Annotated in this window: 18 protein-coding genes; 10 read left to right on the forward strand and 8 right to left on the reverse strand. The window is 61.5% G+C overall.

The annotated features are described in order from the left end of the window. The first annotated feature begins 19 nt into the window (after positions 1-19). The 8 genes from RL_RS10360 to RL_RS10395 all read left to right on the forward strand — a co-directional run bounded on the left by RL_RS10360 (position 20) and on the right by RL_RS10395 (position 8,997). Complete coding sequence (locus RL_RS10360; RefSeq protein ID WP_041936284.1) at positions 20-1,558, forward strand: sugar ABC transporter ATP-binding protein; 1,539 nt, start codon at positions 20-22, stop codon at positions 1,556-1,558. After that, positions 1,555-2,550 carry an ABC transporter permease gene (locus RL_RS10365; protein ID WP_011651614.1) on the forward strand — a complete coding sequence of 332 codons (996 nt, stop codon included), beginning with the start codon at positions 1,555-1,557 and terminating at the stop codon, positions 2,548-2,550. The genes RL_RS10360 and RL_RS10365 overlap by 4 nt, the downstream gene beginning before the upstream one ends. Further along, positions 2,547-3,530, forward strand: coding sequence for an ABC transporter permease (locus RL_RS10370; RefSeq protein WP_003538873.1), 984 nt, complete (start codon positions 2,547-2,549; stop codon positions 3,528-3,530). Before RL_RS10365 ends, RL_RS10370 begins: the two co-directional genes overlap by 4 nt. 118 nt (positions 3,531-3,648) lie before the next feature. Next, positions 3,649-5,481 (forward strand): TRAP transporter large permease subunit, encoded by a 1,833-nt coding sequence (locus tag RL_RS10375; protein WP_011651616.1) that lies wholly within the window; start codon positions 3,649-3,651, stop codon positions 5,479-5,481. A gap of 13 nt (positions 5,482-5,494) precedes the next feature. Beyond that, positions 5,495-6,493 carry a TRAP transporter substrate-binding protein gene (locus tag RL_RS10380; protein WP_011651617.1) on the forward strand — a complete coding sequence of 333 codons (999 nt, stop codon included), beginning with the start codon at positions 5,495-5,497 and terminating at the stop codon, positions 6,491-6,493. Positions 6,494-6,606: 113 nt separating this feature from the next. Continuing rightward, positions 6,607-7,977, forward strand: a complete 1,371-nt coding sequence (locus RL_RS10385) for an IS1182-like element ISRle11 family transposase (protein ID WP_011651618.1) — start codon at positions 6,607-6,609, stop codon at positions 7,975-7,977. A gap of 109 nt (positions 7,978-8,086) precedes the next feature. Next, positions 8,087-8,341, forward strand: coding sequence for a hypothetical protein (locus tag RL_RS10390; protein WP_244432363.1), 255 nt, complete (start codon positions 8,087-8,089; stop codon positions 8,339-8,341). After that, entirely contained in the window at positions 8,338-8,997 is a 660-nt protein-coding gene (locus RL_RS10395) for a peroxiredoxin (RefSeq protein WP_011651619.1), read from the forward strand. The genes RL_RS10390 and RL_RS10395 overlap by 4 nt, the downstream gene beginning before the upstream one ends. A 67-nt stretch (positions 8,998-9,064) precedes the next feature. Here the strand turns inward: RL_RS10395 and RL_RS10400 are convergent, their stop codons facing one another. After that, a complete protein-coding gene (locus RL_RS10400) occupies positions 9,065-9,835 on the reverse strand; it encodes a gamma-glutamyl-gamma-aminobutyrate hydrolase family protein (protein ID WP_028742105.1) in 771 nt (256 codons plus the stop codon). Positions 9,836-10,078: 243 nt separating this feature from the next. Next, positions 10,079-10,801, reverse strand: a complete 723-nt coding sequence (locus RL_RS10405; protein ID WP_011651621.1) for a glutathione binding-like protein — start codon at positions 10,799-10,801, stop codon at positions 10,079-10,081. A 196-nt stretch (positions 10,802-10,997) separates the two neighbouring features. On the opposite strand from RL_RS10405, the gene RL_RS10410 reads away from it, so the two are divergent. Beyond that, entirely contained in the window at positions 10,998-11,981 is a 984-nt protein-coding gene (locus RL_RS10410; protein ID WP_011651622.1) for a lytic transglycosylase domain-containing protein, read from the forward strand. A 94-nt stretch (positions 11,982-12,075) separates the two neighbouring features. Further along, positions 12,076-13,032, forward strand: coding sequence for an NAD-dependent epimerase/dehydratase family protein (locus tag RL_RS10415; protein WP_028742102.1), 957 nt, complete (start codon positions 12,076-12,078; stop codon positions 13,030-13,032). Positions 13,033-13,115: 83 nt separating this feature from the next. Here RL_RS10415 and RL_RS10420 read toward each other — a convergent pair whose 3' ends face one another. From RL_RS10420 to RL_RS10445, 6 genes are all read right to left on the reverse strand, one after another. Then, positions 13,116-14,381 carry a glycerate kinase type-2 family protein gene (locus RL_RS10420; RefSeq protein ID WP_041936285.1) on the reverse strand — a complete coding sequence of 422 codons (1,266 nt, stop codon included), beginning with the start codon at positions 14,379-14,381 and terminating at the stop codon, positions 13,116-13,118. A gap of 136 nt (positions 14,382-14,517) precedes the next feature. Beyond that, entirely contained in the window at positions 14,518-15,915 is a 1,398-nt protein-coding gene (locus tag RL_RS10425; RefSeq protein WP_011651624.1) for a dipeptidase, read from the reverse strand. A 17-nt stretch (positions 15,916-15,932) separates the two neighbouring features. Next, a complete protein-coding gene (locus RL_RS10430; RefSeq protein ID WP_011651625.1) occupies positions 15,933-16,991 on the reverse strand; it encodes an ABC transporter ATP-binding protein in 1,059 nt (352 codons plus the stop codon). A 7-nt stretch (positions 16,992-16,998) separates the two neighbouring features. Continuing rightward, on the reverse strand, positions 16,999-17,790 hold the full coding sequence (locus RL_RS10435) for an ABC transporter permease (RefSeq protein WP_011651626.1): 792 nt from the start codon (positions 17,788-17,790) through the stop codon (positions 16,999-17,001). Next, positions 17,787-18,611 carry an ABC transporter permease gene (locus RL_RS10440; RefSeq protein ID WP_011651627.1) on the reverse strand — a complete coding sequence of 275 codons (825 nt, stop codon included), beginning with the start codon at positions 18,609-18,611 and terminating at the stop codon, positions 17,787-17,789. The genes RL_RS10435 and RL_RS10440 overlap by 4 nt, the downstream gene beginning before the upstream one ends. Before the next feature lie 101 nt (positions 18,612-18,712). After that, complete coding sequence (locus tag RL_RS10445; protein ID WP_011651628.1) at positions 18,713-19,753, reverse strand: ABC transporter substrate-binding protein; 1,041 nt, start codon at positions 19,751-19,753, stop codon at positions 18,713-18,715. Positions 19,754-19,909 lie beyond the last annotated feature (156 nt).

Consider the following 19,909-nt stretch of genomic DNA (forward strand, 5'->3'; position numbering starts at 1 on the left):
CCGAATGGAGGCTGGATGCATGACCTTGCCCGAACCGCTTTTCCGCATGGAAGGCATATCGAAACGCTATGGCGGTGCCGTCGCGCTTAAGGATGCCGATATCGCCATCCGGCCGGGCGCGATCCATGCCGTCCTCGGCGAGAACGGCGCCGGCAAATCAACGCTGATCAAGATCATGGCGGGCGTCGTGGCGCCTGATGAAGGACGCATGCTGCTCGACGGTAAGGAGATCGCCTTCGCCTCGCCGGCCGCCGCCAATGCGGCGGGCATCGTCTGCGTTTTCCAGGAGCTTTCGCTGATCCCCGACCTCTCGGTCGCCGACAACATCGTCATCAGCAATCCACCGCTGAAATTCGGCATGATAGACCGGCGCAGGCAGCGGCGGATCGCCGAGGAAGCGTTGGCGCGCGCCGGCGCCTCCGACATTCATCCGTCCGCCTTGGTCAAGGACCTCCCTCTGTCCCGGCGGCAAATGGTCGAGATCGCCAAGGCGCTTGCCCGCAAGCCGCGGCTGATGATCCTCGACGAGGCGACCTCGGCGCTGACGCAGTCGGATGTCGAAAAGGTCTTTACCATGCTGAAGCGCCTGCGCGCCGAGGGAATGGCGCTAATCTACATCTCCCACCGCATGCACGAGATCGCCCAGCTGGCGGATGAGTGCACGGTCTTCCGCAACGGCCGCAGCATCGAATCCTATCCGGCCGGCACGAAGACCGACCAGCAGGTGGTGGAACTGATGATTGGCCGCGAATACAGCAATGTCTTTCCGCCGAAACCGGCGCATCGCGGAGAGGTAATGCCGGTCCTTTCCTGCCGCGACCTTTCCTGGGGCGATAGGCTTTCCGGCATCACCTTCGATATCAGGCCCGGCGAGATCATCGGCGTCGGCGGCCTGGACGGGCAGGGACAGCGCGAATTGCTGCTGGCCCTCTTCGGCGTGCTGCGCGATGTGAAGGGTGAAGTCGTAATCGACGGCAGGCCGGTGACGCTGAAAAGCCCCCGCGATGCCAAGTCCGGCGGCATATCCATGGCGCTGATCCCCGAGGATCGGAAGACCGAAGGGCTGATGCTGCCGATGACCGTGCGCGAGAACCTGTCGATTGCAGCCCTCGACCGCGTCTCGCGCAACGGCGTGATCGACCGGGCGGCCGAGCGTCGCGAGATCGACGACCTGTTCAAGCTGTTGGCGATCAAGGCCGCGACGATCGACATGCCCGTCGCCGCCCTGTCCGGCGGCAACCAGCAGAAGGTGGTCATCGCTAAATGGCTGATGAACCGGCCGCGCATCATCCTGCTCAACGATCCGACACGCGGCATCGATGTCGGCACCAAGCAGGAAATCTATCTGTTGCTGCGCAAGCTTGCCGATGCGGGAGCGGCGATCATCTTCTATTCGACAGACTACGACGAACTGATCGGCTGCTGCGACCGCGTGCTCGTCATGTATGACGGCAGCATCATCCGCCAGCTCGAAGGCGCCGAGATCAACGAGCACGAGCTGATCGGCGCTGCTCTCAACATCGCCGGCGACCACGCAGCGCAAAGGATTGCCCCATGAACAAGCATGCTTCCGGCGACCGGCGGTTCTGGTATGCGCAGCAGAAGGGAACGCTGTTTGCCGCACTCCTCTTCGTCGCCATGTTCGCCCTCTACGTCTCGAACCACCCGGCGGGCTTCACGCCCAACGTCGTGCAGACGGCTTCGAACAAGGCGACGCTGCTTGCCTTCGTCGCCATGGCGCAATGCCTGGTCGTCATCACCGCCGGCATCGATCTCTCGGCCGGCATGGTTCTGGTCCTCTGCAATTGCCTCGCCTCCTGGCTGGTCGTCGGCACGCCGCTGCAGACGGGAACTGGCATCGTCGTGGTGCTGCTCGCCGGGCTGGGCTGCGGCATGCTGAACGGGCTCATCATCATCTTCGGCCGGCTGCAGCCGATCGTGGCGACGATCGCGACCAGCGCGATCTTCTATGGGCTGGCGCTGTTGCTGCGACCGACGCCCGGCGGCTCGGTCAACGAGGATTTGGCCGATGCCTTCACCTCGAAGCTCTTTGGGATCGTTCCGGCAAGCCTCGTGGTTCTCCTCGCCGTCATTGTCGTCATCTGGGTTCCGTTCAGCCGCTCGGCGATCGGCAGGGCGGCCTATGCGGTGGGTTCGGCCGAGAACGCCGCCTATATGTCGGCAATGCCGGTCAAGCGGGCGAAATTCACCGCCTATGCATTGGCGGGACTGCTTTCGGCGATCGGCGGGCTCTATCTCACCTTTTTCTCCTATACCGGCGAAGCGGCGTTTGCGAGCGGCAACGCCTACACGCTCTATTCGATCGCGGCGGTGGTGCTCGGCGGCGTTTCCCTTGCGGGGGGCAAGGGAAGCGCCGTCGGCGCTGTCTTCGGAGCCCTGGCCTTTCGCACGATCGGCGACCTCCTCTTCGTCTTCGATTTCGATCCGCTTTGGCAGCCGCTGTTCCAGGGCGTGGTGTTGATGCTGGCGATCAGTATCGGCTGCATCGGGATTGCCAGGGTCCGCAATCGGCTGGAGTGGTTTCAATGAGCGAGGAAGCGTCCCTCATGCGGCAGCTTCGAGTGCCCACACGCCTGCGCGGTGTCGATCCGGCGGTGGCGACCGCCTTCGGATGCATCATCCTGCTTCTGCTCGCCGGATCGATCTATTCGCCGAATTTCCTGTCGCCGGATTATCTGCTGCAGCAGCTGAAGGTGGCCTCGTTCCTCGGCGTCATCGCCACCGGCATGATGGCGGTCATCCTGCTCGGCCAGATCGACCTTTCGGTGCCATGGGTCGTGACGACAGGTGCGATGATGGCCTGCGCCGCGACGGCTTACGGTACGACCGGCTCGGTTCTAGCGATCCCCTTCGGCATTTTCTGCGGCGCTGCGATCGGTCTCGTCAACGGCCTGGCGGTCGCCTATCTCCGCATTCCCTCGATGATCATCACGCTGGCGACCAATGCCGTCGCGCAAGGACTGATGGTCGTCTACACCGGCGGCTTCTCCCCGCAGGATTCGGCCACGCCGGCCATGCGGTTCCTGGCAACCGGCTACACAATCCCGGGACTCCCTAACGGGGTTCTCGTCTGGCTATGCGTGGGTTTGGCCGCGGTTTTCATGCTGACGCGGACGACCTTCGGCCGGTCGCTCTACGCCATCGGAAACCGGGAGCGCGCCGCCTACATGTCCGGCATCAATACTCGTCGCATTACGCTTCTGGCTTTTGTTATTTCGGGAGGGCTCAGCGCGCTCGGCGGCGTTCTGCTGGCGGGTTACGCGTCAAAGGCGTCGCAATCCATGGGGGACGCCTACCTGCTGCCGTCGATCGCGGCCGTCGTTCTCGGCGGCACGCATGTGCTCGGCGGCAAAGGTTCCTACCTCGGAACGGTGGCGGGCGTCATCCTGATCACCCTGCTGCAATCCATCCTCTCGGTGATGCAGATCGAGGAAGCCGGCCGCCAGCTCATTTACGGCGCCGTCATCATCGGCATGCTCCTGCTCTACGGCCGCCAGAAGCCGGCCTGATCGGCCGCTGTCGATACTTTCATCTTTTCCAGCATCCGCTGCTTGAGGAAACCTATCGTTTCGGCGAAAAGGAGCTGCCGCGGTTCCATGTCAGCAGGGAAGTCAGAAGGTACGTTTTGTGGCCACCAGCGAATTTCATTCGATCGAACGGACCGCTCTGGATGATGGACTTGCTGCGCGCGCCTTGAGGGCGATCGAGGCGATTCTCGGCGTTGCCGCGGCAGTCGTTCTCGCCGTGCTGCTCTTCATGGTCCTCGTCACAGTCTGCCTGCGCTATTTCTTCAGCGCCGGCTTCATCGGTGCCGAGGATCTCGGTATCTGGCTGCATGTCAGCCTGATTGCGCTCGGCGCGCCGCTCAGTCTCAACAGTGCGCTTGCCATGCGCCTCGACGTCTTCGTCAAGATGCTGCCGGAAAACCTGCAGAAGGTGACGCGGATCGGCGCCGACGTCTTCACCGTGCTTTCGGCGCTGATCCTGAGCTTCGGCGGCAGCGAGATCATGACGATGCTTGGCGGCGTCTCGCCGACGCTCGGCGTGCCGGAATGGATCCGCTTCGGTTTTCTCGGCGCCGGCGGCGCGCTGATCCTCGTCGTGCTGCTTCTGCAGCGCATCGCCGAAGGCAAGATCCTGCCGTTTTTGTTCTCGCTTGCCGTGGGTGTCGGGCTCTATGCCGGCATCCCGCATGTCTCGCTCGATCTCGACTGGCCGCCGAGCATCTTCCTCGGACTGATCGCCGCGGTCGGTCTCGCGCTCGCCGCACCGCTGCCGCACGCCTTTCTTGCTGCGGCCTATGTCGTCATCGCCTTCGGCAGCAGCCTGCCGGAGCCGGCGATCGTCTCCTCGACCGTCACCGGCATATCGAAATTCCTGCTGCTGGCCATTCCCTTCTTTCTGCTCGCCGGCGGTCTTCTCACTGCCTCCGGCGTCGCCAATCAGCTTGTGCGCTTCGCAGCCGCCATGGTCGGCCATCGCAGGGCCGGACTGGCGCAGACGACGTTGCTCACCAGCGTTCTCTTTTCCGGCGCCTCCGGCTCGTCGGTCGCAAATGCCGCTTTCGGCGCATCGACCTTCCAGCCCGAGCTGGTCAAACACGGCTATCGGCCGGCGCAGGCGGCGGCAATCATCGCCTCGACATCGGTTCTCGACAATGTCATCCCGCCGTCGATCGCCTTCCTGATCCTTGCGACCGCGACCAATCTCTCCGTCGGTTCGCTGCTTGTCGGCGGCTTCTTTGCCGGCGGCCTGATGGCCATATGCCTGGCGGTCGCCATTCATCTGACCGTAGGTGAGCAAGTGCCCTTGCCGCGCGCAAACGCGAGACAGCGCTGGCAATCGGCGGTCCAGGCAATCCCGGCCTTCGGGCTCGGCGTCATCGTCGTCGTCGGCATCCGCATCGGTATCGTCACCACCACGGAAGCCGCGGCACTTGCTGCTTTCTACACGTTGCTGCTCGGCCTCGGCGCGCGCCTCGGCATTATTTCACTTTATGCCGCTTTTCGTCAGGCGGCTGTGGAGGCGGCAGCGATCGGCCTTCTCATCGGCACGGCCGGCCCCTTTGCCTTCCTGCTGGCGGTCGACGACGTATCCGGGTTGATCTCGCATCTGACGACCGTGCTCGGTGGCAGCGCGCTTGCGGTCATCCTGCTGTCGAACGTCATTCTGCTGGTCGTCGGCCTCGTTCTCGACATCGGCGCCGCGATCCTGCTCTTCGGCCCGATCCTGCTGCCGGCAGCGGTTGCCGCCGGCATCGATCCCATTCAGTTCGGGGTGATCATCGTCGTCAACCTGATGATCCACGGACTGACGCCGCCGCTCGGCATGCTGATCTTCGTCGTCAGCGGCGTCACGCGCATTCCCGCCTCGGAGCTCTTTCGGGCGGTCCTTCCCTATCTGTTCGCTCTCCTGGTCTCGCTCGCAATCCTCTGCGTCTGGGCCATCATCTTCTCATAAACAGGACAACCCCATGGACAGTCTCAACCGACGCGATTTCCTGAAGACCACAGCTCTCGCTGGAACGGCTCTTGCTGCGCCCGCCTTCGTCCGCACGGCCGCTGCCCGCACGACGACGATCACGATCGCCTCGCTGCTCGGCGACGACAAGCCGGAGACGATGATCTGGGTGAAGATCGGCGAACTGGTCGAAGCGAAGCTTCCCGGCCAGTTCAAGTTCAATATCGTCAGGAACGGTGCGCTCGGCGGCGAGAAGGAAGTGGCCGAAGGCGTGCGCCTCGGCTCCATCCAGGCCAGCCTTTCAACGGTCTCGTCGCTCTCCGGCTGGGCGCCGGAACTGCAGATCCTCGATCTGCCCTTCCTCTTCCGCGATGCCGACCATGTCCGCAGGACCGTTGGCGGCGATGTCGGCGCCGATCTCAAGCAGAAACTGCAGGCGCAGAATTTCGTCGTCGGCGATTTCATCAATTACGGCGCCCGCCATCTCCTGACCAAGGAACCGGTGACGCGGCCGGAGCAGCTCAAGGGCAAGCGCATTCGTGTCATCCAGAGCCCGCTGCACACAAAGCTCTGGAGCGCATTCGGCACGACGCCGATCGGCATTCCGATCACCGAGACCTATAATGCGCTTGCAACCGGCGTCGCCGACGCGATGGACCTGACCAAGTCGGCCTATGCCGGCTTCAAGCTCTATGAGGTCGTGCCTGACATGACCGAGACCGGTCACATTTGGGCATCCGGCGTCATCTATTATGCCTCAACCTTCTGGACCGGCCTCAATGACGAGCAGAAGGCGGTGTTCCAGCAGGCTTCCAGCGAAGGGGCCACCTATTTCAACCAGCTAATCGTTGACGACGAGTCCAAATCCGTCGAGACGGCGCTCGGCCATGGCGGAAAGCTCTTGAAGCCGGAAGCCTTCGACGAATGGCAGAAGGGCGCCCAGGGTGTGTGGGACGATTTCGCGCCTGTTGTCGGCGGCATCGACAGGATCAAATCGGTCCAGGCCGCCTGAGCGAGAGGCAGGGCGGTCGCCTGCAGATTTTGAAGAGACCGATGGAAAAACCATCGGTCTCAGACTGCTGACAAACCCCTGGCACCGTCCAGGGGTTTGTGATTCATTGGGACATGTTGAAGAAACCTGCCCCCGCCCAGACGGCTCTTGAGATGGTGACGCTCGACAGCCTGGTGCCAAAGGATCACTTGCTTCGCAAGATCGATGCGGTGATCGACTTTTCCTTCATCCATGGCCGGGTTGCGGGGCTTTATTGCGCCGACAACGGCCGCCCGCCGCTTGATCCGACCTTGATGTTCAAGGCGCTGTTCCTTGGCTACCTGTTCGGCATCCGCTCGGAGCGTCAGCTGGTGCGCGAGATCGAGGTCAACGTCGCCTATCGCTGGTTTCTGCAGATGAAGCTGACGGATGGTGTGTTTGACGCCTCGACGCTGTCGCAGAACCGCCGCCGGCGCTTCAACGACACCTCGGTTGCACAGGACATCTTTGATCATATCGTTGAGCAGGCGATCCGTCATGGCCTGGTGGATGGCACGGTGCTTTATACGGATTCAACGCATCTGAAGGCGAATGCCAACAAGGGCAAATATGATCTTGCGATGATCGAAAAGTCGCGTTCCGATTACTGGGCCGACCTCGACCGAGCGATTGAGGCCGAGCGGGCACTCCACGGCCAGAAGCCCTTGAAGGAAAAAGAGCGCGAGGCGGAGGTGAAGGAAACCAAGGTGTCGCGCACCGATCCCGACAGCGGCTACATGGTGCGCGACGGCAAGCCGAAGGGCTTCTTCTACCTCGATCACCGCACGGTGGATGGCAAGCTGGCGATCATCACCGACACCCATGTCACGCCCGCCAATGTGCATGACAGTATCGTCTATCTCCACCGGCTGGACCGGCAGCGTGAGCGGTTCGGCTTCGAGGTCGGTGCTGTCGGGCTGGATGCCGGCTATGCGACATCCGGCATCGCCAAGGGTCTTGAAGACCGCACCATCCTCGGTGTCACCGGCTATCGTAATCCGACCCCGCCCAGAGCCGGCATGATGCGCAAGTCGAAATTCGGCTATGAGCCCGAGACAGACGGTTACCGCTGCCCCGAAGGCCAACTGCTCGCCTATGCCACCACCGACCGCAACGGTTATCGCCACTATCGTTCGGATCCTGCCATCTGCCGCGATTGTCCGTTGTTGGCCTCCTGCACCAATAACGCCACGGCGACACGTACCATCACCCGCCATGTCTGGGCCGATGCCCGCCAGCGCACCGATGCCAACCGCCTGACCCCTTGGGGCAAGGCAATCTACAAGCGGCGAAAGGAGACGGTCGAACGTTCCTTCGCCGATGCCAAGCAGCTTCACGGGCATCGCTATGCCCGCTTCCGAAGTCTCACCCGCGTCTCATGCCAGTGCCTGTTGGCTGCGGCCGCCCAAAACATCAAGAAGATCGCAATGGCGCTCACCAAAGCGCCAAAACCAGCCATGGCGTGAGCCGATACATCCTTCTTCACCTCCGCCAAAACAATGCCGCCAAAAAAATCCAATCCGCAAAAACAAAACCCGCCGAAAAATCGACGGGTTTGTCAGCGGTCTGAGACCGATGGAAAAACCATCGGTCTCTTCATCGCGCGCACTTGCCGGAAAAATAATGCCGGAGCAGGCCGGAAATCGAAAGAGCATGCCTTCGGTGATCGTGGTATATAACTTACTTAAAATCCTGGAATGGGAAGTTTTTACCTTCGGCCGGTGCGATCCTGTTGACCGCAATGTCGCGACCGCTTCCGGCGGACGGATCCCATGGCCTCGATTTGAGATAAACAAAATTGAACACAAGGCTTTGGAGGGCCGACCATGAGCTTACGCATCAACGATATTGCCCCCGATTTTACCGCCGACACCACGCAGGGACCGATCAGCTTCCATGAGTGGATCGGCAGCGGCTGGGCCGTCCTGTTCTCGCATCCGAAGAATTTCACGCCGGTTTGCACGACCGAGCTCGGCGCCATGGCCGGCCTGGCCGCGGAATTTTCCAAGCGTGGCGCCAAGGTCATCGGCATCTCCGTCGATCCTGTGGAAAGCCATGCCAAGTGGAAGAACGACATCAAAACCGCCACCGGCTTCGACGTCGAATATCCGCTGATCGGTGACAAGGACCTCAAGGTCGCCAAGCTCTACGACATGCTGCCGGCCGGCGCCGGCGAGAGCTCGGAAGGCCGCACGCCTGCCGACAACGCCACCGTGCGTTCGGTCTTCATCATCGGTCCGGATAAGAAGATCAAGCTGATCCTGACCTATCCGATGACTACCGGTCGCAATTTCAATGAGATCCTGCGCGCCATCGATTCCATCCAGCTGACGGCCAAGCACCAGGTGGCCACACCGGCGAACTGGAACCAGGGCGAGGACGTCATCATCACCGCCGCGGTTTCCAACGAAGACGCAATCACGCGTTTCGGCTCCTTCGATACGGTTCTGCCCTATCTCAGGAAGACCAAGCAGCCGACGGCCTGACTACTGCTCTCAAGCCATTCCAAAAGCCGCCGCGAAAGCACTTCGCGGCGGCTTTTTACCGATCAGACTAAGCGATGGCTTTATGGGCTCTCACCGCATCGCCGAATGCCTGAAACAGCGCACGATTAACAGGGTTGGTTTGTGGATCGTATTCGGCATGCCATTGCACACCGAGCGCAAATCCCGGCGCGTCCTTGAACCGTATCGCCTCGATCGTCCCGTCCTCGGCAATGCCTTCGGCAACGACCCTCTCGCCGAGTTCGAGGATGCCCTGTCCATGCAGGGAATTCACCCGGATCGTCTCCCGGCCGAGGATCCGCGCAAACATCCCATCCGCAATGAGCTGAACGTCGTGTCGATCGCCGAAAACGATGGTAGGGTCGGGATGGATCTCACCGGTCTCCAGGCGCGGCATTCGGTGGTTCATGCGTCCGGGCAATTCCCGGATTTCGGGATGCAGCGAGCCGCCGGCGGCGACATTCATTTCCTGAAAACCGCGGCATATGCCGAAAACAGGAACGCCTTGCGCGACACAGGCTTCGATCAATGGCAGTGCCAGCCCGTCACGATCCTCATCATAAGGCTCATGCTTGGGATCCGGCACCATGTTGAATCGGCTGGGATGGACATTGGCTCTGGCACCCGTCAGCAGAATGCCGTCGACAACAGCCAGCAGATCCGCGATATCGGCCAGTTTAGGATTGCCGGCAAACATCAGCGGCAACGCTTCGGCGACATCGGCCACGGCCCGCAAATTGTTTTCTCCGACAAGCTGGGTCGAAAAGCGGCTTTCGATGATGCGGGCGTTCCCGATGATGCCGATTACAGGTCTTGCCATTGCTTCTCACACCCCAAGTCGCAACGCCAGCTGCTACCCAAGCCGCCTGGCCCCTCGGGCAGGTGATTTGCAACGCCGCGAAACCGGAACCGGCCTCTGGCTGACTGCCGCTCGGTTGTGACTATATGGTTATCCTTGGTCGCGATGCAGGTGCAAGAGCTTTTGCGACCGCCAAGGCAGGTCCGTTAAAAGCCTGAACAAGGCGAAGCTCGGAGAAGCGAATTTCCTTGGCCGGGCCGGTGCTCAATCCGGAACGGGAAGGGCGCGCTGGTTGTAGAGGATCTTGCGGATGCGTGCCTGTTCCTCTTCGGAGAGCTTGCTGTTGTCGGTGCTAAGATCGGCGCCGACCGCAAGGCCGCGCTGGACGCCGGGTCTTGCGCCGACCTCCTCGAACCACCGCTTGAAGTGTTTGAACTCGTCGATGTCCTGACCCTGTGCCTGCCAGTTGACGGTCCAGGGATAGCTGACGATGTCGGCGATGGTGAATTCGTCACCGGCCAGATAGCGCCGGTCGCGAAGCCGCATGTTGAGAACGCCATAAAGGCGGTTGGCTTCGTCGGTGAAGCGCCGCACTGCATAAGACTGGTCGCCTTCGCGATCACCAAGGCGACGGAAATGACCGGCCTCGCCGAGTTTCGGCCCCTGGTTCGCCATCTGCCAGATCACCCAATGCGTGACCTCGTATTTGCCGCGCAGATCCTGCGGCCAGAATTTGCCGCTCTTCTCGGCGAGGTAGAAGAGGATGGCGCCGGATTCGAAGACGCTCAACGGACCGCCGCCATCGGCAGGCGCGTGATCGACGATGGCAGGCATGCGGTGATTGGGGTTGAGTCTGAGATAATCGGGTTTGAACTGGTCGCCCCGGCCGATATTGACCGGCACCAGCCGATAGGGCGTGCCGGTTTCCTCCAGGAAGATCGAAACCTTCTTGCCGTTCGGCGTCGGCCAGTAGTGGAGATCAATCATCTGCTTATCCTCGTTCGCTCGGGATTTCCTGGCAATCAGGATGACGCTACGACCATGGCAGGTCGAATTTGTTTGTTCCAAAATCGGTGGCGAAAATAGAAACCTGTGACCGTCCCGGCACCAATTCGGGTGCAGGTATGGAAATGGGGGGGAAGCGTCGCGCCTTTATCAATGGTATCTAGAATCCAGCGTCGCGATGGAAGTTCGAACCCGCCGAGATCCGATGATACGTCGAAAGCGTCAGTCCGACATTGCGAGGAGATCGACGAAGGCCTTGCTTTCGCTCTGTCTTCTGTTTCCCGCCATGGACACAGTAAAGGCCCAGCCTGAGGGGAGCGCCGGGTCGCCGGCCTGCTTGTATTCGGGACCTTCGGCGGCGGGATCGGGTGAGACACTCTGCATCCGGAAAGACAGTTTCAACTACGACCTTTGCGTCGCGATCGAGCATTTCGCCCACGCCAATCGCTTGCCAGCGGATTATTTCGCCCGTCTCATCTGGCGAGAAAGCACCTTTCGTCCCGATGCAGTCAGCTTCAAAGGAGCGCAGGGGATTGCGCAGTTCATGCCCGGAACGGCGAAACTGCGCGGTCTTGAAGACAGCTACCAGGTATTGGAAGCTCTGCGGAAATCGGCGCAGTATCTCGACGAATTGCGCAATCGTTTCGGCAATCTCGGCCTTGCCGCCGCCGCCTATAATACCGGCGAAAACGGACTTTCCTCTTACCTAACGTCAGGGAGATTACCTTACGAGACGCGCGGCTACGTCCTGGCAATCACCGCGCATACAGTCGAGGAATGGAAGGATAACCCGCCGGAAGATGCGGCCGCCCCGCTCGACAAGGACAAGTCCTTCCTCGATGGCTGCGTGACGCTTGCGGAGAGACGGACCTTGAAGGACACGCCCTGGCGTCAGGAGGGTGAATGGGCGCCCTGGGGCGTCCAGCTTGCGGCGAATGCGAATGTCGCGGTGGCCCGGCGCATGTTTCTTGATGCCGTGCAGGATCTGCCCGCGCCCCTGAATGCGGAGCAGCCGCTGATCCTGCGCCAGCGCGATCGCAGCTTCGGTTTTCGCCCACGTTATGCCGCCCGCATCGGCCGGCAGACGCGCATGGAAGCCAACAACCTCTGCAGCCAGATCCGCAAACATGGCGGCACCTGCCTAGTGTTCAGGAATCGATAGGGGGCGCGGTCCAGCCCTTTGATCACGAAAAGTCTGCTTGCAGGATCACCTGAGGGCGCAGCATATTCGACACGGAAATACCAAGGGAGGAACGATGATGCGGGTTTTGGTAATCGGGGCAACGGGCCATGTCGGAACCTATCTCGTTCCCCGTCTGGTGGATGCCGGTCATGACGTCGTCACGATCAGCCGCGGCACGGCAAAGCCTTATACGGCAAACCACGCCTGGGCTGCCGTCGATCAGCGTCAGATGGATCGGGCAGCCATGGAGCAGACGGGTGATTTCGGCCCGGCCGTGCGTGGTGTGAAAGCCGACATCGTCATCGACATGATCTGCTTCTCGCTGGAAAGTGCCGAGCATCTGGTGACGGCGCTGTCGGGGCATGTCGGTCACTTCCTGCATACCGGCACGATCTGGACGCATGGCCATTCGACGGTCGTACCGACGCTGGAGGAGACGCCGAAATTTCCCTTCGGCGATTACGGGACGCAGAAGGCGGCTATCGAAACCTATCTGCTGCAGCAGGCAAGGCTTCGCGGATTTCCGGCAACCATCATCCATCCCGGGCACATTGTCGGTCCCGGCTGGACGCCGCTCAATCCGGCCGGCAATTTCAACCTGCAGGTCTTTTCAACCCTTGCCCGCGGAGAGACCCTGGCGCTGCCCCATTTCGGCTTGGAGACCGTTCATCACGTCCATGCCGATGACGTGGCGGCGATGTTCATGGATGCGATCGCCAACTGGAATGCGTCGACCGGCGAAAGTTTCCACGCGGTTTCGGAGCAGGCATTGACCCTTCGCGGTTATGCCGAATCCATGTCTCGCTGGTTCGGGCACGAGCCGAATCTCAGCTTCGCCCCATTCGACGCCTGGGCCGAAAGTCAGACGGCTGAGGATGCAAAGGCGACCTGGGAACATATTGCCCGTAGCCCGAATTGTTCGATCGCAAAAGCCGGACGCCTGCTCGGTTACACTCCGAGATACACCTCCCTGCAGGCGGTGCAGGAATCCGTGGGTTGGCTGGTCGGGCAGGGGCGGATCGAGACGTGATCCGCGAGCGCCGCCGGCGGCCGGCTGCTTTTGTTTACGCAATTCCGGACGGAAAACCGCCTCGCACTTTGCCTGAAATTGCTCTAACGGATCAGGATCGCCCTGAAATCATTGACATTGGTTCCGGTCGGGCCGGTTTCGAAGAGATCGCTGGTGGCCGCAAAGCCCGAATAGCTGTTGTTGCCGTCGAGCAACCGGCGCGGATCGAGCCCGGCGGCGCGCAGGCGCCTCACGGTGCCGCCATCGGCAAAGGCGCCGGCATTATCCTCCGAGCCGTCGATCCCGTCGGTGTCGGCAGCGAGGATATGAATGCCCTCCTGTCCGTCGATCGCAAGCGCCATGGCGAGCGCGAATTCGCCGTTGCGTCCGCCCTTGCCACCCTTGGCTCTCAGCGTCACCGTCGTCTCGCCGCCGGAAAGGATGACGACCGGCTTTGGAAACGGCCTGTTCCGGCCCGACACTTCGCGGGCGATGGCCGCATGCACCAGCGCCACGTCGCGCGATTCCCCCTCGATCGCATCGGAAAGGATAGCCGGCTCGATCCCCTGCGATTTTGCCAGGGCGGCAGCCGCCGCCAGCGAGACACCGGCGGAGGCGATGATGTGATGCGCGTGCCGCAAGAAGACCGGATCGTCCGGCCGCGGTGCATCGGCCTTCGGCGAGTTGAGATGGTCGAATGCGGCCTGCGGCAGCTGCAATCCGTATTGCCTGATGATCTCGAGCGCATCGTGTCGTGTCGAACCATCAGGCACCGTCGGCCCCGAGGCGACATGGGCTGGGTTGTCGCCGGGAATATCCGAGACGATCAGGCTGACGACCCTCGCTTCGGTCGCTGCCGCAAGTCTGCCGCCCTTGATGGTGGAGAGATGCTTGCGCACGACATTCATCGCCGAGATCGGCGCGCCCGAGGCAAGCAGCATTTCGTTGAGCGCGATCTCGTCTTCAAGGGTCAGCCCGTCCGGTGGGGCGGGCAGCAGCGCCGAGCCGCCGCCGCAGATCAGCGCGATCACCAGATCGTCTTCCGTCAGCCCGTTCACCGTCTCCGTCAGCCGCTTCGCGGCGGCAAGGCCAGCCGCATCAGGTACCGGATGGGCGGCCTCGATAATCTCGATGCCGCGGGTCTCGCAGCCATAGCCGTAGCGGGTGACCACCACACCTTCGAGCGCTCCGTCCCAGACGCTTTCGAGCGCCCGCGCCATCTGCGCCGCGCCCTTGCCGGCGCCGATCACCATGGTCCTTCCCTTCGGCCTTTCAGGCAGATGCGCCTTGATGCCGGTCAGCGGATCGGCGGCGCGAACCGCTGCGTCAAACAGGGCTTTCAGGAAATCGCGGGGAGCGGTTATCGTCATCGGTGGTCTCTGCTGCCTCGGTATCGATGGTGATGTGGGGCTTTGCTGCACCATACCTACTGCATACTGCAGCAATTCAAAGTGTTACAGCGTCATTTGCGGCTCCCGAAAAGCTGCGCGGCGCGGCACACTCGCGTCAGTCGGCGAGGGCCGCCAGGATGCGGACCCAGGATCGTATTCCTTTATGAAAGCTCGAGAGATCATATTTTTCGTTCGGGCTGTGGACGCGGTTGTCGAAGCGGGCGAAGCCGACCAGCAGGGCATCGCATCCGAGCCGGTGTTTGAATTCCCCGATGATCGGGATCGAGCCTCCGGTGCCGGCAAGGGCCGCTTCGCATTGCCATTCTGTCGAAAGCGCCTGAAGCGTTCTGGTGAGAAACGGACTGTCGATCGGCATGACCGTTGCCGGCGAAAGCCCGTAATCCCTGAAGCTGACCGAACAATCCTGAGAGATACGTGCGCGCACGTGCCGCTGGAAGGCATCGCGGATCGCCTGGGGATCCTGTCCTTCCACCAGGCGAAACGAAATCTTGGCGCTTGCCTTCGCCGGAATGACCGTCTTGAAGCCTTCGCCTGTATAACCACCATTCATGCCATTGATCTCGCAGCTCGGCCGCGCCCAGATCTGTTCGAGGACGGAACGGCCTGCCTCGCCGGCCGGATCTTTCAGGCCGATATCGCCGAGAAAGGCCTCCTCGTCGAAGGGCAGCCTTTTCCACAGCGCCTTGATGGCGTCCGGGAGCTCTTTCACGCCATCATAAAAACCCTCGACCGCGACGCCGCCATCGGCGCGCCGCAGGCTCGAAACGATGTCCGACAGCACCTGCAGCGGATTGCGCGCGGCATTGCCGAACATGCCGGAATGCAGGTCTTGATCGGCGCAGGTGACCTCGATTTCCGTGCTGAAGATACCGCGCAGCATCGTCGTGACGGCAGGCGTTTCGCGATCCCACATATCCGTGTCGCAGACAAAAACCGCATCGGCCTTCAACTCGTCTGCCGTGGCATCCAGAAAGGGCGCGAGGCTCGGACTGCCGGCCTCTTCCTCGCCTTCGAACAGCACGCTCACCTGCACAGGCAGCTTCCCGGTGACGCTCTTCCAGGCGCGGCAGGCTTCGACGAAGGTCATCAATTGTCCCTTGTCGTCGGACGCGCCGCGCGCGACGATCGCCGTATCGCCATTCGGCAAGGCTTCCATGCGCGGCTCGAACGGATCGCTCGTCCACAGTGCCAGCGGATCGACCGGCTGGACATCGTAATGACCGTAAAACAGCAGATGCGGTCCGGATGCCGCCTTTTCATGGGCGACGACCATCGGATGGCCGGTCGTTTTGCGTACCGATGCTTCGAAGCCGATGGCAGCCAGATCCCGGCTCAGCCATTCGGCAGCAGTGCGGCAGTGATCGCGATAGGCCGGGTCGGTCGAGACGCTCGGAATGCGGATCAGGTCGAAAAGCCGCGCCAGGCTGCCATCGAGGCTTTTGTCCACATGGGCAAGAACGGCATCGATATCTTGGTCCATGGCACTAGTCATCGTCTCTCCTCAGCGTTTCAATCTTCCGGATCGAGAATGCAGCATTGCTCTGCTACAGGCGTCAGCACTGCTGACGCCCCTGTTTCCAGCGGGTCGGACAGCGCGCCATTGGCGGTGATCTCTCCAGCTGATGTCATGCATTTGTACTGATAGGCCCGGCCGAGATAGGTGCGCGTGCCGAGCACGGCCGCGATGCCATCGCCATCACGGCTGACGGCAAGACCGTCTGCGCGGCAAGCCAGCACGAAGTCGTCCTTGATCGGCCCGAATGTGTCCTGCGACAGCTGCAGCCGTGCTCCGCCCTTCGTTTCGGCCGTCACCAGCGCGCCGCTGCGCCCGGTCACTTTCATGCGGACAAGGTTCTCGAAACCGACGAAACGGGCGACGAAGGCATTGGCCGGCTGGCGGTACAGCACCTCCGGCGCGTCGAGCTGCATGATGCGCCCGGCATTCATGATCGCCACCCTGTCGGAGATCGAGAATGCCTCCTCCTGGTCGTGGGTGACGTAAAGCGACGTCGTGCCATTGGCGCGCTGGAGCTGCCTGATTTCGACGCGCATGTCGATTCTGAGCTTTGCATCCAGATTGGAAAGCGGCTCGTCGAACATCAGAAGCGGCGGCTCGATGACCAGCGCCCGGGCGAGCGCCACACGCTGTTTCTGGCCGCCTGACAGGGCCGACGGCAGACGGTCGGCGAAGGCCGACAGACCGACGCGGTCTAGCATCGCCATCGTTCTTTTCGCCCGTTCCGGCTGGGGAATACGACGCTGCCTCAGGCCGAAGGCGACATTGTCCTGGACGCTCAGATGAGGAAAAAGCGCATAGTTCTGAAAGACCAGGCCGATGTCGCGCGCATGCGCGGGAAGTCCGGTCAGGTCGCGCTCGCCGAGCTTGATGCTGCCACTGCTCGGCTGCAGAAAACCGGCCACGAGGCGCAATGTCGTCGTCTTTCCGCAGCCGCTGGAGCCGAGCAGGGAGACCAGTTCCCCGGCCATGATTGAGATCGACAGATCCTTGAGCACTTGCGTGCTGCCGTAATGGGCGGAGATGGAATCGATGGTAAGGGATACGGTCAAGAGCGTTCTACTTTGTCAGGAAGGTGAGGCCGAGCGTGGCCTCGACGACGGCCATGACGCCGACTGTCACGAACATCAGCAGCACCGAGACCGATGCGATCGTCGGATCGAAAAACTGCTCCATATGCGCAAGGATCTGGATCGGCAGCGTCGAGATGCCCGGCCCGGTCAGGAAGACCGAAACCGACACGTCGTTGATCGAAGTGATGAAGGCGAGGATGAAGGCGGCAATGACCCCGGCGCGGATATTCGGCAGGACCACGGTCAGGAAGGTCTTCAATGGTGGGCAGCCGAGGCTGATCGCCGCCTCTTCGACGGAAAAATCGAAGGCCGCCAGGCTGGCGCCGACGACACGCACCGAATAGGGCAGGATCAGCAGCGCATGGCCGACCAGCAGGCTGATGAAGATCGGCAGCCCGAGGCCGATCGTGACGGATTTCATCAGCGAAAATCCGAAGACGATCTCCGGCACCAGGATCGGCAGCACGAAGATGGTGGAAAGCCAGCGCGGCAATTCCACCCGATAGCGGTTGATCGCATAGGCCGCCGGGACGCCGATCAGCAGGGAGAGCGCCGTGCCGAGAAAGGCGACCTGCAGGCTGGTGATCGCGGTCGTGCGGAAGGCCTCGATTTCGAAGATATTGACGAACCACCGCAATGTCAGGCCCTGCGGCGGGAAGGTCAGATAGGTCGTGTCGCTGACGGCCGCACCGACGATGATGACGAGCGGTGCGAGCAGGAAGAAGAAAACGCAGGCCGCAAAGGCGGCGAGGATCGGGTGAATGCGCCTCTCCATCACACCGCCATCGGATTGAGCCGGCGTGCGATGCGGCTCATGATGAGGACGACGCCGAGCGTCAGTACCACCATGATGGCGGCGATCGTCGATGCGCCCACCCAATCGAAGGTCACCATGGCGCGCTGGTAGAGGAAGGTCCCCATCATCATCTGCTTTTCTCCGCCGAGCAGTTGCGGTGTCGCATAGGAGGTGAAGCTGCCGGTGAAGACCAGGACCGCGCCGACGATGAGGCCGGGTGTCGCAAGCGGCAGGATCACCTGAAAGAATGTCATTAACGGCCTCGCGCCGAGCGAGGCGGAGGCATCGATCAGATCGCGCGGGATGCCTTCAAGCACGCCAACAAGCGTCAGGATCATCAGGGGAACGAAGAGATAGACCATGGCGACGATCACCGAGCCTTCGGTATAAAGCATCGAAAGCGGCTCCCCGATAATGCCGGTCGAGATCAGCATGGCGTTCAGGATGCCGTTCTTCCCGAGAATGATCAGCCATGCGAAGGATCGGACGACGACACCCGTCAGCAGCGGAAAAACCGCTGCGACGATCATGATGCTCTTTGCGCGACCGGGCATCTGCGCGATCACATAGGCCGTGATGAAACCCACAGTGAGTGAAATCGCCGTCGTGACAAGGGCGACCTCCAGCGTCCGATTAAGAACCGCCCGTCGAAAGCCGCTGCTGAAGAATGTCACATAGGGCGCAAATATGCCCTTCGGCTCTGCAAACGTCGCCGCAATGGTGATGGCGACGGGAATGATGAGAAGCACAACGACGGCAATCGTTGCCGGCATCGTCAATCCCCATCTGGCAAAATGCTTCATCTCGAAACTCGTGGCATGTCCTGATATCAGGAGCGCCGCATCATGTGCGGCGCTTCCAGGTCTGGCAATAAACCGGCCGCAGGCCGGGATATCGGGGCAGCTTACTGGCCGAAGACTTCGTTCCAGCGGTCGATCCAGTCGGCCTTGGCAGCGTTCATCTTGGCATAGTCGATGCGGGTGAGGCCTGCCACCATATCCGGGCCATAGGTCCAGATCTTCGCCTGGTCCGGCGTCAGGCTGACCTTGGTCGAGATCGGCGCATCGACGCCTTGTTCGGCTTCAGCCTGCTGGACGTCCTTCGACAGGATGAAGTTGATGAACTGATGCGCGAGTTCGACATTTTCCGAACCCTTCGGGATGTTCACGGTGTTCAGCGTGGCGATATCGCCGTCCTTGAGCTTGGCCCATGTCATCGTCGGAACGGCCGCCTGCATCGATGCCAAGGTAAAGTCCTGGGCCAGCGCAACGCGCACTTCGCCTGTTGATATCAGGTTCACCAGCTCCGAGCCGGTGTTGTAGTTCTTGACGACATTGGGCTTCAGCGCCTCGATTTCCGCGAAGGCCTTGTCGGTGTCTTCATAGGCATCTGCGCCACCATGCTTGCCGGCTTCCAGAACGACCAGCGGGCCGGCCGTGGTGGTGATTCCGGGCAAGGAGACGGAGCTCCTCAGGTCGTCGCGCCACAGGTCGCCCCAGGCGGTGATCGGCGGGTTGACCTTGGCGGAATCATAGACGATGCCGACGCGACCGATCGTATAGGCGGGGCCGTACTTGCCCTGAGGCGCCTTGCCCAGCTCGTAGCTATCCGCGAGGTTGGGGATCTTCGACGGATCGACTTCCTGGAACAGTCCCTGTTCGATGCCGAGCTGCGAGAAGCTGTCTGTGAGATAGATGACATCGACGCCCTTGCCATCGCGCAATTTCAGCTTGTTGAGCCGGTCGGCATTGTTGCCGGTTTCGAACACGATCTCGCAGCCGCAGATCTTCTTGAACGGCGTGATGATGTTCGCATTCATCTTCTCGCCGTTATAGCCCCACCAGGAGATGGTCAGCGTCTTCGATTGCGCATGGGCCGCGGCGGTGTTGCCGACGGCGGCAAGCAACGCAAGAGACAGGATTTGGGCAAAACGTCTGGCCTTCATGAGCAATGTCCTTCTGTGAAAAGCGGCGTTGGCAATCGGGATCATACCCCCAGGATTTGAGGGATACTATTTTTTGATCGATCGGGCCGCAAGCTCAATAATTGGGCAAATACGCTCTTGTGCGGAGAATTTTCCGGGATCGGACCATCGGTTAAC

It is taken from the genome of Rhizobium johnstonii 3841 (assembly GCF_000009265.1).
Taxonomy (GTDB): domain Bacteria; phylum Pseudomonadota; class Alphaproteobacteria; order Rhizobiales; family Rhizobiaceae; genus Rhizobium; species Rhizobium acaciae.

Bases quoted from the DNA above. Each gene is read 5' to 3' on its own strand.
- RL_RS10380 (WP_011651617.1), top strand. From the start codon at position 5,495: ATGGACAGTCTCAACCGACGCGATTTCCTGAAGACCACAGCTCTCGCT.
- RL_RS10420 (WP_041936285.1), bottom strand. From the start codon at position 14,381: ATGACGATAACCGCTCCCCGCGATTTCCTGAAAGCCCTGTTTGACGCA.
- RL_RS10415 (WP_028742102.1), top strand. From the start codon at position 12,076: ATGATGCGGGTTTTGGTAATCGGGGCAACGGGCCATGTCGGAACCTAT.
- RL_RS10440 (WP_011651627.1), bottom strand. From the start codon at position 18,611: ATGAAGCATTTTGCCAGATGGGGATTGACGATGCCGGCAACGATTGCC.
- RL_RS10445 (WP_011651628.1), bottom strand. From the start codon at position 19,753: ATGAAGGCCAGACGTTTTGCCCAAATCCTGTCTCTTGCGTTGCTTGCC.
- RL_RS10370 (WP_003538873.1), top strand. From the start codon at position 2,547: ATGAGCGAGGAAGCGTCCCTCATGCGGCAGCTTCGAGTGCCCACACGC.
- RL_RS10425 (WP_011651624.1), bottom strand. From the start codon at position 15,915: ATGACTAGTGCCATGGACCAAGATATCGATGCCGTTCTTGCCCATGTG.
- RL_RS10385 (WP_011651618.1), top strand. From the start codon at position 6,607: ATGTTGAAGAAACCTGCCCCCGCCCAGACGGCTCTTGAGATGGTGACG.
- RL_RS10400 (WP_028742105.1), bottom strand. From the start codon at position 9,835: ATGGCAAGACCTGTAATCGGCATCATCGGGAACGCCCGCATCATCGAA.
- RL_RS10365 (WP_011651614.1), top strand. From the start codon at position 1,555: ATGAACAAGCATGCTTCCGGCGACCGGCGGTTCTGGTATGCGCAGCAG.
- RL_RS10390 (WP_244432363.1), top strand. From the start codon at position 8,087: ATGGAAAAACCATCGGTCTCTTCATCGCGCGCACTTGCCGGAAAAATA.
- RL_RS10360 (WP_041936284.1), top strand. From the start codon at position 20: ATGACCTTGCCCGAACCGCTTTTCCGCATGGAAGGCATATCGAAACGC.
- RL_RS10405 (WP_011651621.1), bottom strand. From the start codon at position 10,801: ATGATTGATCTCCACTACTGGCCGACGCCGAACGGCAAGAAGGTTTCG.
- RL_RS10410 (WP_011651622.1), top strand. From the start codon at position 10,998: ATGGAAGTTCGAACCCGCCGAGATCCGATGATACGTCGAAAGCGTCAG.
- RL_RS10395 (WP_011651619.1), top strand. From the start codon at position 8,338: ATGAGCTTACGCATCAACGATATTGCCCCCGATTTTACCGCCGACACC.